At 36.4% G+C, this 14,697-nt stretch carries 12 protein-coding genes; 1 reads left to right on the top strand and 11 read right to left on the bottom strand.

The features are described from left to right. Nucleotides 1–26 precede the first annotated feature (26 nt). Both asnA and EHV10_RS13970 read right to left on the bottom strand, forming a co-directional pair. On the bottom strand, nt 27–1,034 hold the full coding sequence (gene asnA / locus EHV10_RS13965; protein WP_034212350.1) for an aspartate--ammonia ligase: 1,008 nt from the start codon (nt 1,032–1,034) through the stop codon (nt 27–29). Nucleotides 1,035–1,172: 138 nt separating this feature from the next. Continuing rightward, complete coding sequence (locus tag EHV10_RS13970; RefSeq protein ID WP_128675177.1) at nt 1,173–1,595, bottom strand: Hsp20/alpha crystallin family protein; 423 nt, start codon at nt 1,593–1,595, stop codon at nt 1,173–1,175. 380 nt (nt 1,596–1,975) lie between these two features. Between EHV10_RS13970 and rpsT the strand changes: the two genes are divergently transcribed. Beyond that, nucleotides 1,976–2,242 (top strand): 30S ribosomal protein S20, encoded by a 267-nt coding sequence (rpsT, locus tag EHV10_RS13975; RefSeq protein ID WP_007594531.1) that lies wholly within the window; start codon nt 1,976–1,978, stop codon nt 2,240–2,242. 67 nt (nt 2,243–2,309) lie between these two features. Here the strand turns inward: rpsT and trmB are convergent, their stop codons facing one another. From trmB to EHV10_RS14020, 9 genes are all read right to left on the bottom strand, one after another. After that, nucleotides 2,310–2,963 carry a tRNA (guanosine(46)-N7)-methyltransferase TrmB gene (gene trmB / locus EHV10_RS13980; protein WP_128675178.1) on the bottom strand — a complete coding sequence of 218 codons (654 nt, stop codon included), beginning with the start codon at nt 2,961–2,963 and terminating at the stop codon, nt 2,310–2,312. Between the two features lie 92 nt (nt 2,964–3,055). Then, nucleotides 3,056–4,654 carry a S1C family serine protease gene (locus EHV10_RS13985; RefSeq protein WP_128675179.1) on the bottom strand — a complete coding sequence of 533 codons (1,599 nt, stop codon included), beginning with the start codon at nt 4,652–4,654 and terminating at the stop codon, nt 3,056–3,058. A gap of 131 nt (nt 4,655–4,785) precedes the next feature. Beyond that, nucleotides 4,786–6,507: an LCP family glycopolymer transferase gene (locus EHV10_RS13990; protein ID WP_128675180.1), complete on the bottom strand. Its 1,722-nt coding sequence runs from the start codon at nt 6,505–6,507 to the stop codon at nt 4,786–4,788. Between the two features lie 13 nt (nt 6,508–6,520). Beyond that, nucleotides 6,521–7,927 (bottom strand): undecaprenyl-phosphate glucose phosphotransferase, encoded by a 1,407-nt coding sequence (locus EHV10_RS13995; RefSeq protein WP_007594537.1) that lies wholly within the window; start codon nt 7,925–7,927, stop codon nt 6,521–6,523. Between the two features lie 124 nt (nt 7,928–8,051). Then, a complete protein-coding gene (locus EHV10_RS14000; protein WP_128675181.1) occupies nt 8,052–9,044 on the bottom strand; it encodes a glycosyltransferase family 2 protein in 993 nt (330 codons plus the stop codon). Between the two features lie 15 nt (nt 9,045–9,059). Then, nucleotides 9,060–11,273 carry a glycosyltransferase family 2 protein gene (locus EHV10_RS14005; RefSeq protein ID WP_128675182.1) on the bottom strand — a complete coding sequence of 738 codons (2,214 nt, stop codon included), beginning with the start codon at nt 11,271–11,273 and terminating at the stop codon, nt 9,060–9,062. 46 nt (nt 11,274–11,319) lie between these two features. After that, a complete protein-coding gene (locus EHV10_RS14010; RefSeq protein WP_128675183.1) occupies nt 11,320–12,258 on the bottom strand; it encodes a glycosyltransferase family 2 protein in 939 nt (312 codons plus the stop codon). A 1-nt stretch (nt 12,259) separates the two neighbouring features. After that, the gene (locus tag EHV10_RS14015; protein ID WP_128675184.1) at nt 12,260–13,321 is read right to left on the bottom strand and encodes a zinc-binding dehydrogenase; all 1,062 of its coding nucleotides are present in this window, start codon (nt 13,319–13,321) and stop codon (nt 12,260–12,262) included. Nucleotides 13,322–13,491: 170 nt separating this feature from the next. Then, nucleotides 13,492–14,373: a DegV family protein gene (locus EHV10_RS14020; protein ID WP_128675185.1), complete on the bottom strand. Its 882-nt coding sequence runs from the start codon at nt 14,371–14,373 to the stop codon at nt 13,492–13,494. Nucleotides 14,374–14,697: the final 324 nt, after the last annotated feature.

Consider the following 14,697-nt stretch of genomic DNA (forward strand, 5'->3'; position numbering starts at 1 on the left):
GACATATTTTTAAGCGGCTACTGACTTTATAATAGTATCATTCTGTTCTTTTTGCAAGCCTCAATCATATCGGCAGGCCATACACTTGACTGAACTTCTCCGACATGTGCTTTGTTAAGTAGAAGCATACAAAGTCTGCTCTGTCCTATACCTCCACCTATTGTATATGGTAATTCTCCTGCCAAAAGAGACTTGTGGAAAGGTAAACTCTTTCTGTCAAGTGCATTTGCGGCCTTTAACTGAGCTTCCATTGCCGCTTCATCCACCCTGATACCCATACTTGATATCTCCAATGCACAGTTTAAATTCTCAAACCAGAATAGAATATCACCGTTTAACTCCCAGTCATCATAGTCAGGTGCTCTGCCGTCATGAGGCTTTCCGTCACCTAAAGCACCGCCGATTTTCTCCACAAAAACACAGCCATGTTCTTTAACGATAAGATTTTCCCTCTCCTTCGGAGTCTTATCAGGATATCTTTGTCTAAGTTCCTCTGAAGTTATAAAGAATATATCATCCGGTAAATGATTCACGGCCTCAGGATATTTATACCACACCTCATGCTCCATATGCTTAATCACTTTAAAAATAGTTCTTACCGTTTCTTCCAAAACTTCAATAGTTCTGTCTTCTTTTCTTATTACCTTTTCCCAGTCCCATTGATCCACATAGCATGAGTGAAGATTGTCAAGTTCCTCATCTCTTCTTATGGCATTCATATTTGTGTAAAGGCCCTCGCCCGGCGCAAAATTATACTCACCAAGAGCCATTCTCTTCCACTTTGCAAGTGATTGAACAACTTCATACTCCTCATTAGGGACTCCAAGTATATCAAATGCTACAGGACGCTCCACTCCGTTTAAGTTATCATTCAACCCGCTTGACTTTGATACAAATAAAGGGGCTGAAACCCTCTCCAGATTCATTTCTTTTCCGAATTCTTTTTGAAATGTATCTCTTATATATTTTATCGCTTCCTGCGTCTGCCTTACGCTTAATACGGGATCATAACCCTTTGGTAAAATCAATGCCATAAACAACCTCCGATATATAAATTCATACTCTTTAAAAGAATTATGATAGCACTAAGTACCGCAATATACAAGATATAATGCCATAACTTAATAAAAAAGACAAAAGAAAAAGACTGCCTTTTACAGCAGTCTTAAAAATTATTCAATTGCAATTGTCTTCGGCTCCTGTGGAAGTCTCTCTTTTTCTTTTGGCAAAGTGAGTTTTAAAATACCGTTGTTATATGAAGCCTTGATATCTTCCTCAGTTATCGCATCTCCTACAAAGAAACTTCTCTGACATGAACCGAATCTTCTCTCTCTGCGGATGTATTTATCCTGTTCATCTTTTTCATCTTTATTTTCCTCATGCTTTGCACTGATTGTAAGATATCCGTTCTTTAAGCTTGCACTTATATCTTCCTTATTAAATCCAGGAATCTCAATACTCAGCTCATAGTTACCTTCAACTTCCTTTACATCTGTCTTCATGCTTGGAGCATCAAACTTTCTAAAATCTCTTCCAAAAAAATCATTATTAAAAAAATCATCAAATAAATTATAACTTCTTCCAGGTAATAACATATCTATATCTCCTTCTATATATTCATTATTATTTACAAATAAAACTTTGTACCGATATTGTTATCTGTGTCTTATTTGTTATATGCATACTATAACACTAATTATTAGCACTGTCAATAGCTGAGTGCTAATTTTTTTAAAAAATTTTTTCATGCTCCCCATACTGTATATTTTATTACTTTGTTTCATTATAAATACATATAAAATAAATATCAAATCTACTTCAACAAAACTTCCTTTTAAACCTTGACATTCCACTTAGAATATCCTAAAATTATATTCGCGTTTAGATTGAACTGTCCGTGTCCAGGCTTCAATATAAACTTTTAAAATTAAAATTTAATTCAACAGAAAAAGTTATTTATTTATTGGAGGTAAATGTGGCTAATATCAAATCAGCAAAGAAGAGAATTCAAGTTGCTTTAGTTAGAACTGAAAGAAATAAGTCTATCAGATCAAAAGTAAAGACTGCTATTAAGAAAGTTGACAGTGCTGTTGCAGCAAATGACAAGAAGCTTGCACAGGAGAACCTTAAGAATGCTATCGTTGAGATTACAAAGGCAGCATCAAAGGGTGTATATCACAAGAACAATGCATCTCGTAAGGTTGCAAGACTTTCAAAGGCTGTTGATAGTATCAATGCATAAAACAAACTCCAATGACCGTCATCATTGGAGTTTTTTATTTCACCTGCCGATTTTGGCAGGTGATTTTTTATCTGCTTATAATCATTTTACAAATCTTATTTCCTTGACTTGAGAATTTCTCCTCATATTCCGTCATTATATTTCCTTCAGATTCCTTTTCCGAATGAAAGTCAAAGCTGCAAAAATCAAGTTTCCACTTTGAATCCTTTACTACATCCAAAGAATATTCAAATAACCCGACATTATCGGTCTTAAATTCTATTACGCCGTCCTTTTTCAATATAATATCGTACACATTTAAAAAATCCGGTGATGTCAGTCTTCTGTTTGCATGTCTGTCCTTCGGCCACGGATCGGAAAAATTAAGAAATATTTTATCCACTTCTCCTGCCTCAAATATCTCTGAAAGCTTCTTTGCATCTGCACATAGAAATCTTAGATTATCTATGCTCTTCTCTTTTTCAAGGTTTCTTTTTCTTTGTATTGCTTTCATAAGTACACTTTCATACTTTTCTATACCGATAAAGTTTATATCCGGATGTGTTATCGCCATATTTCTGATAAACTGTCCCTTGCCCATTCCTATCTCTATCTGCAAAGGTCTTTTCTCCTCAAAGATATCCTGTATACTTCCCTTTAATTCTATTGCTTTATCTTCTCTGATACATTCCTTTGCATCTGTTATAAAGTCCTCACAGCCCTTTATATGTCTAAGTCTCATTATTACTACCCCATTTCCTATATAGCAATTTAGTATACATTATATCTGATAAAAAAAGCAACAGGCATTTAACCTGCTGCTTATAAAATAACTTATTGTTCTGTAGTTTCTCTCTTTCCAAGAGTTATTGTTACAGTCTTTTCCACGTAATTACCGCTTTCATCCAATCTTTGAACGGTCAAATCCACTGTTTTTCCACTCTCATAATATGTAAGCATATTTTTGAGACTTTCCATAGATCTTACGCTCTGCCCGTCAAACTTTGTTATGATATCCTTAGCTTTTAAGTCTGAAGAAGCTGCCGCTCCGCCTTCTACAACCTTATAAACATATATGCCCTGTGGCATATCATATGCCTTAGCCATTTCCTCATCTATATCTTTTCCCTGTATTCCAAGATATCCCTGATTCTCTGCAGCAACAACCGTTCTTGTTTCTTTACTTGAAAGTTCCGCTATAAGATCCTTTACTGCAGAAATAGGTATGGCATAGCCCATTCCTTCAACATCGGTATCAGAATATTTAGCTGAATTTATACCGATTACTTCGCCTTTCATATTAATTAGCGCACCACCTGAGTTTCCCGGATTTATAGCTGCATCTGTTTGAAGAAGATTTCTTGATGTGCCTCCCTCAGTTTTCACTTCTCTGTTTAATGCCGATATATAACCTACAGTTACAGACTGTCCGTAACCAAGTGCATTACCTATGGCAACTACTCCCTGACCGACTTTTACATCATTTGAGTCACCTATATTTGCAATACTTATCTTTGACAATGTATCCTCTGAAAGATCTGAAAGCTTAATCGCCACAACCGCAACATCATTGTCACTGTCTCCGCCCTTTACGGAAGCTGCAGCCTTTGTTCCGTCATTAAATTCAACTTCCAAACTGTCGGTATCTGCAATCACATGATTGTTTGTGACTACCAAAAGTTCTGAATCTGTTTTTCCGACTATAATACCTGAACCGCTTGACTGTGCTTCATAGCTTTGTGGTCCGAAGAAGCTGTTTTGTGTAATCTCAGCTTTACCATAGATAGCTACTACTGAAGGCATAGCCTTGTCTACAATTGTAGACACATCCATATTTGAAAGATTTGTTGCAGGTGCCGCAGTACTTTCACTGTCACTCTTGATATCTGTTTGATTTCCTATAACAATATTGTCTTTAGTTTCTACATTACTGGAAATATAGCTGTTGGCAACAGTATTTACACCTACCATTACTCCGCCGGCAACAAGTCCGAATACCGCCGCACTTGCTACAAGACCTACAGCCTTGCCTACTTTTGATTTCTTTCGCTCCTTACCCTTACCTTGGACTTTTTGAGGCTGTGCGGTAAGAGCCCTTGCTCGTACATCTTCTGACTGAGTTCCTCTATAAGTTTCTCTACTATTTCCCTCAATGTTTGCATTATTATTTACCTCATCATTTGTATTTGTTTTATCTAAACTTACCGTATTAGCGCTGCCGCCTGACTCTGTTTCATTTTTGGCTATATTCTCTGCAGCTTTTGCAAGACTGTCTGTATGTCTTTTTATAATACTGTCTATATCCTTTTGCTCGGACTGAGTATAAATGCCGATTTCATCTGCAGTATTTGTATTTGAAATCTCTGCTGTGTTTGTTGTATGCTCCTCTGCATTGTTTATCTCATTATCAAATTCATCTCTATCAAATCCCATATTCTTATTCGCACGATTACGTGCGCTCCTTTCATATATTAAAAAAGCATTGATAGCTTTCCTTTTATGGTTTATAGTCTACCAATGCTTTGTGTCTTATTTGTGTTCAAAGTTAGTTTAAATTGTGTTTTTTATTCAGGTTTTGCTTCCACAGTCTGTGAAACTGTATTTCCCGGTCCCACTACATTAGGTGCAGGTGCTACTGTTTCTTCTTTTGCAGTAGTAGTCAAAGGTTCCACTGTAGATTCTTTAGGACTCTTTCCTGACTTTGTCTGAGCCTGAGTAGATTCACCCGAGCCGTTTGATTTTCTGGGCTGAGCCTCACCGCTTGCTGCAGTAGTCTCTCCCGGACCGTTTATCTTCTTTGTTTGAGTCTCGGCAGTAGTGTTTTTCTTATTCTGAGCCTCGGTTGAGGAAGTTATAATCTCCACATTTGAACCCTTTGAGGCCTGTGTGGTCTCTCCCGGACCTACATTTACTCCGGTTTTTGAGTTGCTTGTGGTCTTATCCCTTTCAGCCGCACTTCCCTTCTCGGTAGGCTTTATATAGTACTTATTTCCGTCACCGTCCGTGTAATAATCATTTTCTTCATCTTTATCTATCCAAACGGTTTCGCCGTCTTTATCAAGCTGATAATATCTTCCGTTATTATCTATGTAGATATCTACACTCTTTTTAGTCTCAGCTTCAGTAGTAGATTTCTTCTTACTCTTGGTTTCTTTATCATCTTCATCGTCATTATTTTTATTCGACTTATATCCGCCGCTGGTTTTTACTCGCTTTATACTGTCACCGTCTTTATAAACTCCGGTATCGGATGAGATTCTGTCACTGTAGGCCTTTACTTTTGCGGAAACTTCATAATTTTCATCACCGAAGAGATACTTGTGCAGCTCCAATACATTACTTTCAAGGTTTACAGGAACTACTATAAATCCCTTTGTACCGAGAGTCATATCATCAAATTTAAACGGAAAACCTGCAGTGTCTTTTAAGTTATATTTTCCGAAATCATTTATTACATCAAGACCGTCCTGCCATGTAAGATTTGTCGCTACCATAGAAAGCATATTTCCAAGCAAATCATTCAAAGTCTTAAGGTCGGCCTTCTTTGCCTTCTCAAAAGCAAGTTCAATAACTTTTCTCTGTCTTTCCGTTCTCTGATAATCTGTGTCCATATATCTAAGTCTTGCATATGCGACAGCCTGAACACCGTCCAAATGCTGCATTCCCGGTGCCTTTAACTGTACAGAACCTATTCCTGTTCCCTTTACAGTTTCTGTAATATAAGAATTTATGTATTTAAACTCCGGCTTTGTAATTTCTATATCTACACCGCCCAGAATATTGATTGCGGTTGCAACCGCCTTCCAGTTAAATGTAACATAGTCTGTAATATTAAGATCCAAACTGTCATTCAGCATCTTAACAGCTCTTGCAGGTCCACCATAGCTATATGCATGTGTAGCCTTCTGGAATGAGTTCTTACCTACATCAAGGTATGTATCTCTGTATACAGATACAAGCTTAATATCTCCTGTGGCCTGATCTATTGAACATATAATTATAACATCGGATCTGTTTCCTTTTCCGACACTGTTGTCTCTGGAGTCTACACCGAATAATGCAATATTTCTATATCCTCTCATCTCCTGAAGCTTTTTTTCCGACAATCCGGTATTTGCCACCTCTTCCACATCATAATCCGGTCGTTGGATTTTAGAATATTGTTTCAACACATAGGCATATGCAAATATAACACCCAGAACAAGCATCTCTGCTATAAGCATAGTAATGAAAAAAGCAACTTTTGATTTTTTCTTTTTTCTGGACTTCTTTTTTTCTTCGCTCATTATGATCCTCCTGCTAATAAGCATTCTTATTAATAAATCCCTTAAATATCGTCAAAAACATTATCTTGAAATCAAAACCTAAGGTCCAGTTTTCAATATAATATAAGTCATGGTCTATCCTCTTTTGTATTGAAGTATCTCCTCTAAACCCGTTAACCTGCGCCCAACCTGTAAGTCCCGGTCTGACTTGATGTTTTATCATATAATGCGGTATTTCTTCTCTGAACTTTTCCACATAAAAAGGTCTCTCAGGTCTTGGACCCACAAGTGACATATCACCCTTTAAGATATTGAAAAACTGAGGCATTTCATCAATACTTGTTTTCCTTATAAATCTACCTATTTTGGTGACTCTCGGGTCATTCGGAGTAGTCCATTTTGACTTTTCCTCTGACGGCTTTTGTACGGCCATTGAGCGGAATTTATACATTTTAAAAGGTTTATTGTGTAAACCGACTCTTTCTTGAGCATATATTATGGGCCCACCGTCTGTCAGCTTTACCAGTATTGCGGTAATTAACATCCATGGTGAAAACAGTATTATACCAAATAATGCCCCGAATATGTCAACAATTCTTTTTATATATGCATTATGCAATTCTGTAAGCGGTACATGCCTGATATTTATAACCGGCAGTCCCTGTAGGTCCTCTATGTATGGAATAGTAGGAATAAAGTTATTGTAATCAGGTATAAACTTTGTATGAACACCGGATTTCTCACAGTCATTTACTATAGCTTCCAGATGTTCATATTCTTTTATACTAAGAGTTATTGCTATTTCATCAAGTACATTCATCTCTAATATCATATGAAGATTCGCTACGGTTCCTATAACCTTTACACCATTATAACTGAATCCTCTTTCTTTATTGTCATCCAAAATACCCCTGATATTATATCCCCACTCAGGATTTTGTTTTACTCTGTCTATATATCCTTCAGCAGCCCTTGAATACCCGATTAATAAAATATGCTTCTGATTATACCCCTTCTGCCTTATATTCATTAAGAAAATTCGTATTGAAGTTCTCTCAACTATCATAAGTACATTTGCCAGAATATAGAAGATAATTACCAATCTTCTTGAGAAGTGATGCATATTCATATTTTTACCACCCAAATAGAGTGTCAATGTAAATATCAACCATCCTATGGAATTGGCTTTGAATATGTTTGCTATCTCACTTCTTCTTCCCGAAACTCTCTTAGGCGTATACAGTTCAAAGAATTCATAGAGTATCAAAAAACCGGGTATAATTATTATCAGAGCACTGAAATACTCCTGTGCCGACAATGCAAGCAAGGCATCATCATTATAATACATTATAAGATAAGCTATTAAATAACTTAAAAATATAACCAGAGCATCTAGGAGTATATGCAGCCTGTTTAATCTCTTCTGGTTTTCTTTAATCATACATTGCTCCATATCGCAATCTTATGCGATAGACTTCTTTTCATTATTCGTAAAATCATATATTAATTTTACAACCAAACGCAAAATCATTTATTACATTTTACTTAATCTTTAGTAACAGTTCTCAACTGCTATGCCTTTTTATAAATCTATACACATATTCAAATGTTCCTGCGATTATTTCGCCCTCAAGAGCCAATATATCCGTTTTTCTGATTTCCGAAAAATCGACTCTTTCACATTCACCAAGATTTTTAAAGCCCTCTTTTAGTCCGCTTATATAATCTGTCAGAAATCCTTTTTTAAAGAAAAATACCGTTTTAATTAAAGTTCCCAATAAAAGAGGGAAAAAGTTAAATGCTATCTGCAGGTTTGTCATGTTTTTATAAATCAAATAAATATTATTCCTTGCCGCAAGTCTTACCTTAAAGGAATTGTATTTTGATCCTGAAGTCGCACTTCCGAGATGATATACCTTGGCCCTTGGCTCAAAACCTATAATATATCCTCTAAGTCTTGCTCTGAAACTTAAGTCCATATCTTCCAAATATGCAAAATGCATTTCATCAAAATAACCTATTTCATCCAAGATACTCTTTCTGTATATACTTGCACCCGCACATGCTGAAAATACAGCTCTTCTTTTTGTAAAATCCGCCACCTTTTCTCCAACACCTATCTGATATCCCCAACCAAGAAGAGAATATCCGTCTCCGGCATCATCCACAAGCTCCTTATCATGAGCATTTATCATCAGTGGATTTATTGCAAATATCTTCTCAGACTTTTCTATTGCATTAACAAGTGTTTCCACATAGTCCGGAAATACTTCGGTATCATTGTTCAACAAAATAACATATTTACTGTCACAGGCTGCAAGTCCTACATTTACTCCACCTGCAAACCCAAGATTTTCATCCAGATAAATCACTTTTATATTCAGATTGCTTTCATAACTTTCAAGATCTCTCAAATAATCTACGGACTCGTCCTTCGAACCGTTGTCTACCACCAAAATCTCAAAATTTTTATAAGTTTGAGTTCTAAGCGATTCAATGCAATCCTTCATAAACTTTATACCGTTATAGTTCGGTATTATTATTGTTACTTTACTCATCTTTCTCCCGAATACCTAAAGGTATTTTTTTATCTTCTCGTCAATAAACGGTTCGCCTATTTTTTCATTCAACAAATCTCTAAGTGCAAAGTTTGACTTACGTAGTGTAAGATTAGGATTGTAATACGGATCTCCCTTTGCCAGTATTTCAGGCCATCTCTTCATAAATATAGCAGTCTCTCTGTTAAATCTTTCAATCTTTTCAGGGCTGTCCTCAAGTCCTCTTGACTTTGACTCATAATGATAGAAGAGTGCATAAGGATTATAAACCACAAGATAGTTTTTAGCCCTCACCTTCATGCAAAAGTCAATATCATTAAATGCAACCGCCAGTTCTTCACTGAATCCGCCAACTTCTTCAAATACCGATTTCTTTGTAATAAGTGCGGCAGCCGTTACGGCAGAATAATCCTGCAATGTAAGTGCTCTGTGGAAATAGCTGTTTTCAACCTCTGAAAGACCTATAAAGGTATGTCCTGCCACTCCTCCAAATCCAACTACAACACCTGCATGTTGTATTGTATCATCATTGTAGAGAAGTCTTGCACCTACTATACCGACATCCTTTCTCACTGCATACCACATCATCTCCTCTATTGAAGTCGGATTTATAAGTTCTATATCATTGTTTAAAAAGAAAAGATATTCACCGCTTGCAAAATTCACACCGAAATTATTGATAAGAGAATAGTTGAACTCTCTCTCCCAACGTACAACCTTTACATTGTCAAACTCTTTTTGAACCTTATCATAGTACTCAAAAGTCTTTTTATCGGTAGAGTTGTTTTCCACGACAATAAACTCAATATTCTTATAACTGCTCTTTATCATTATGGAGCGGATTGCCAAATCAAGATCCTCTCTGTGGTCCTTGTTCGGAATGATGATTGAAAGCAAAGGTTTATCTTCCATAGTAAAGTATTTATGGTAAATACCGTAGTCAACGCCTTTGTCTATCTTCTCTACAGGCAATGAAATCCCCACTCTTTCTATATGTGCCTTTATTGCTCTTGCCCCGGCTTCAAATGCATATAATTTACTTTGCGGATTTGAAGCTGTTGAATTCATATGACATCTCCAATGGTATAAAACCTTCGGTATATGTACAATCTTTTTTGCATTCTCAGTAACTCTGAATATAAAATCATAGTCCTGCGCACCGTCAAATGCCGCATCAAACATTCCTGCCACATCAACGAGTTCCTTCTTCACTACAAAGAGATGACAGATATAATTCACACTCTCAAGTAAGTCGATATTAAAATCAGGCTTAAAATGCGGATCAAATAGTGATCCTCCGTACATATCCAGCTTATCCTCATCGGAGTATAAACAGTCACAGTTTTCTTCATTTATTGCCTTTGCACATTCATACAATGCATTTTCGGTAATAACATCATCATGGTCTGCAAGTACTATATAATCACCGCTTGCCATCTTAAGTGCTTCATTTGTATTTCCGGCAATACCTAAGTTTTTCCCAAGCTTATTATATTTTATCTTGCTTCCTATGTTTTTTTCTTCTATATACTTTCTTACAAATTCCTCTTTATCCTTACCGTTCTCACTTCCGTCAGCCAGACAAACCTCAAAGTTTGTATAAGTCTGTGCAAGAATTGAGTCAAGCAACTCTCTGAGGAAATTGTCGGGAGTCGCATAAAGAGGTACTACTATTGAAAATAAAGGTGAATAAGCAAATTTAACTTCTCTTTGTGCAGCCAGCTCTTCCTTTGTAGGCTTGGTCTTTTCATACCATTCAGTGTACTCATAATCATTGTCCATGCCCTTTATTTTACTCTTTGACTTTCTGATAAGAGCTCTAAGGCCGTTCTTTTTCATGAAATTAAAAGCCACCCTTACAGTTTCCATATTGCAAAGGTCTTTAAGCTTTTCCATCCTTTTATAGGCCACACTTGATCGCTTATATATAAGCTCCTCATTGTATTTTATCTTTTTCTTTTGATTATCAATCGCTATCTCAAGGTAATAATCTTCACCCCTTTTATAATCAAATTTGATATCAAATCCATAATCTTCATCATATACTTTCCCAAAATACACCTGACTTACATCATCTCTTCTGGTCTTAACATATTTGAAATCAACACTTTCCATTTTACTGTTATAAACACAAAAAGCAGGCTGTGAACCGGGTTTCTTACCCACTACCCAACCGTTTAATGTGATATAATTCTCGCGTATACGAACATAGTCAACCTTATATTTCATAAAGTATCATTCCTTTTTTATAATATTCTGTGCTTTAGTACAGCCTTTATTCATCAAAATTGATTCTTTCCTCTTCCACAACCAACGGTCTCTTCATTACTCTCTGGTTAATAGTGAGTATATACTCTCCTATAAGTCCTATAAAGAATATCTGTATTGAACCTAGGAAAAGCATGCCGATAAGTATAGGCGCCATACCTGCCGGAAATCTGTCCCAATACAGCAGCTTTAATATAAGATATATTATGGCAATAATCATTGATATGCCTGAAAGTATAACTCCCGCAAATGTGGCAAGTCGCAGTCCTACCTTGGTATATGCCGTAACCGAGAGCATTGCCGCATCGTATAATCTGTATAAATTATTGCTTGTAATTCCGGCTCTTCTTTGCGGCTGTTCATATGGAATCTCTTTTCTTCTGAATCCCAGTTCCGCAACTATTCCTCTAAGGAAAGGAACCGGATCGTCAAGATTTCTCATAACATTTATAAATGCTTTATCATAAAGTCCGAAACCTGTAAAATGTTCTATCTGCTCGACTTCCGAGAGTTTCTTTATAGTTTTGTAATACAGACTTCTAAGATGATACATTATCTTATTTTCCTGACTTGACTTTTTGATTCCGATAGCTATTTTATAGCCTTCTTCCCAAGCCGCCACATATTTAGGTATCATCTCCACCGGATCTTGAAAATCTGCAGCCATCAGCACTGTAGCATCTCCGGTACTTTGCAGCATTCCATAATAAGGTGAATTAAACTGTCCGAAGTTTTTCGCATTAAATATGCCTTTAATACCCTTATCCGATTTACAAAGTTCTCTTATCAACTCTCTTGTATTATCTTTTGAATCATTATCAATAAAAATAATTTCATACTCATATGATGAAAGATTTTTCTTAAACTCTTCTCTTATGGCATCCGCCATAGGTACCACATTTTCCTCTTCATTAAAGCAGGGTACCACTATACTTATTTTTTTCATTCTACCATCCCGTAAGTATCATTGTCTTTATAACAGTATTGCCCTTGTCTCTCATAAGTTCAAGAGCCTTTTCTACATTTTCAAAACCTTCAAATGTATGTGTAATCAGTTTTTCAGGTGTAAATCTTTTATGCTTTACCATTGAAAGAAGTCTTTCCATTCTGACTCTACCGCCTTTTCCAAGCTCCATATATACGGTTTTTCCCGACATACCTCTACCCGAAGAAAACTTCGGTATCTCCATACTTCCCTCTCCTGTAAAAAGTTTCAAATTTACAACCTTCCCGACACCATATCTTACCATATCTATGGCATCTGAAAAAGTCTTATCATTTCCTCCGGCTATGATTACCACATCTGCTCCCTTACCGTTTGTTGCTTTAAGAACATATTCCGTAATATCGTAATTCTTATATGATATAACTTCACTCGCTCCGTACTCATACGCCAAAGGTACGCTTGCTTCTCTGCTTCCGACCGCAATAATTTTTCCGGCACCGCGAAGGGCGGCACCACATATTGCCATAAGCCCTACACCGCCGATTCCAAGCACTACAACTGTATCTCCGAAATTTACCCTTTCGGCACCTGTAAAGCCTGTGGTTGCCATATCCGTGCACATAAGTCCGTTTCCAAGACTTACATCCTCAGGCAAAATAGCCAAGTTTAAATCCGCATCAGCCACTTCAAACTCTCTTGCAAAAACTCCCGGCGTACTTCTTCCCAAAGTATTTGCACTGAAGTTTGCACCTGCATGTAAAAAATTTCCGTCCTGTATATCTTTGTCATGAAAATTCGGTGTCATAGAAGGAACCACCACTATATCTCCTACTTTAAAATCTCTGACTTTTTCACCGACTTTTAAAACCCTTGCAACTGCTTCATGTCCCAAAATAAGATTATCCGTTTTCTTTGATCCGGATCCGTATACGGTATTTACATCAGATGTGCAAACCGATATCGCTACCGGTGTCAATATAGCATTATATGGATCTGAAAATTTCGGACTTGGCAAATCTATAATTTTTGCTTCATTTCTCCTTATAAGCGCAAATGCCTCCATGGTATATCCTTTCAATAATATTTCTTATCTAATTATATATCTTAAATGCAAATGGAACAATAGTGTTAATATAAACAAAAAATGCTTATACCGACATCCTAAGAAGAAATCTTTCAATAGCGGTATAAGCATCTTTTTCATTCTTTTAAAATTATCAAAATTCTAATTAATTATCTTTTGTCACCGACAAAAAATACTGCAACTGTTCCGGGACCTGTGTGTGCACCGTTCACATGGCCTATATCTTTTACTTCTACATTTCCCTTTAAATTCGGGAAACGAGCCTCAAGCATACTTGCCAACTTGTTTGCTTCTTTTTCTGAATCTGCATGGCTGATAAAACATTTTCCGGTATATCTCTTTCCGTCTACGGCCTGTGTTTCCATTCTTGAAACTATAGCCTCCATAGTCTTTTTCTTGGTCTTTACTTTTTCAATAACTACCAGCTTACCTTCTCCGTCCACACACATAAGAGGACAGAAATTCAATGTCTTTCCAATCTTAAATGTAAAATTAGTCAGGCTGTCTTCCCTCAAGTAGGTGGTTAAGTCTGTAGAAAAGAACCAGTGATTGATATACTTTTTGGAATTCTCCGCATAACTTTTCAGCTTGTCAATAGGCATTCCCTCATCTCTTTTGTCTGCCAGGATGTCTACCAGCAGTCCAATACCGGCTGATGCAGACAAAGAGTCTACTACATGTACCTGTCTTTCAGGATAATCCCCTTTAAGTTCCTTAACTGCTGCCATCGCTGATAGATACGATTCGGATATACTTGATGATAAGCAAATATGCAATACATCCTTGCCATCTTCCAAGAACTTCTTAAAGTATTCCTTGTATTCTGCCATGTCGATTTGACTTGTTGTCGGACTTTCACCGTTTCTCATTCTTTCGTAGAACTCCGACAAAGGCACGCTCTCTCCCATACTTTCATCATATGTCTTGCCACCTATGGTATATTTACAGTCTATATGATGAATATCCCTACTAGAGTAATACCCGTTAGTCATATCTGCGGTGGAGCTGCATGATAAAATATAGTCCTCCATGACTATACCTCCTAACGTTTTTTGTGACCTAACCAAATGGAATTTGATACCAAAGCATCATTTACGCCCATTAAAAATGCTCTGATATAAGGACCGGTCAATCCTTTTTTCTGTCTTTACATATCAAGTCAATCTAATGTCAATTTGCAAATTCTTCTGCAACTCTATAATAACATACTTTTAGGCTATTTTTCAATATTTTATTGTTTGATTTATGTTTTTTATGCTATTTTTTATTCGCAAAAAGATTTGAAAAAAAGTAATTTTACTATATAAACATATATATTAGATATATTTGTTCAATATAGAAAATTATAGTTCAGC

This window comes from Lachnoanaerobaculum gingivalis, from assembly GCF_003862475.1.
Classification (GTDB): domain Bacteria; phylum Bacillota; class Clostridia; order Lachnospirales; family Lachnospiraceae; genus Lachnoanaerobaculum; species Lachnoanaerobaculum gingivalis.

Excerpts from the sequence above, each read along its gene's own strand:
- asnA (WP_034212350.1), bottom strand. The coding sequence starts at position 1,034 with ATGGCATTGATTTTACCAAAGGGTTATGATCCCGTATTAAGCGTAAGG.
- EHV10_RS13970 (WP_128675177.1), bottom strand. The coding sequence starts at position 1,595 with ATGTTATTACCTGGAAGAAGTTATAATTTATTTGATGATTTTTTTAAT.
- trmB (WP_128675178.1), bottom strand. The coding sequence starts at position 2,963 with ATGAGACTTAGACATATAAAGGGCTGTGAGGACTTTATAACAGATGCA.
- EHV10_RS13985 (WP_128675179.1), bottom strand. The coding sequence starts at position 4,654 with ATGGGATTTGATAGAGATGAATTTGATAATGAGATAAACAATGCAGAG.
- EHV10_RS13990 (WP_128675180.1), bottom strand. The coding sequence starts at position 6,507 with ATGAGCGAAGAAAAAAAGAAGTCCAGAAAAAAGAAAAAATCAAAAGTT.
- EHV10_RS13995 (WP_007594537.1), bottom strand. The coding sequence starts at position 7,927 with ATGATTAAAGAAAACCAGAAGAGATTAAACAGGCTGCATATACTCCTA.
- EHV10_RS14000 (WP_128675181.1), bottom strand. The coding sequence starts at position 9,044 with ATGAGTAAAGTAACAATAATAATACCGAACTATAACGGTATAAAGTTT.
- EHV10_RS14005 (WP_128675182.1), bottom strand. The coding sequence starts at position 11,273 with ATGAAATATAAGGTTGACTATGTTCGTATACGCGAGAATTATATCACA.
- EHV10_RS14010 (WP_128675183.1), bottom strand. The coding sequence starts at position 12,258 with ATGAAAAAAATAAGTATAGTGGTACCCTGCTTTAATGAAGAGGAAAAT.
- EHV10_RS14015 (WP_128675184.1), bottom strand. The coding sequence starts at position 13,321 with ATGGAGGCATTTGCGCTTATAAGGAGAAATGAAGCAAAAATTATAGAT.
- EHV10_RS14020 (WP_128675185.1), bottom strand. The coding sequence starts at position 14,373 with ATGGAGGACTATATTTTATCATGCAGCTCCACCGCAGATATGACTAAC.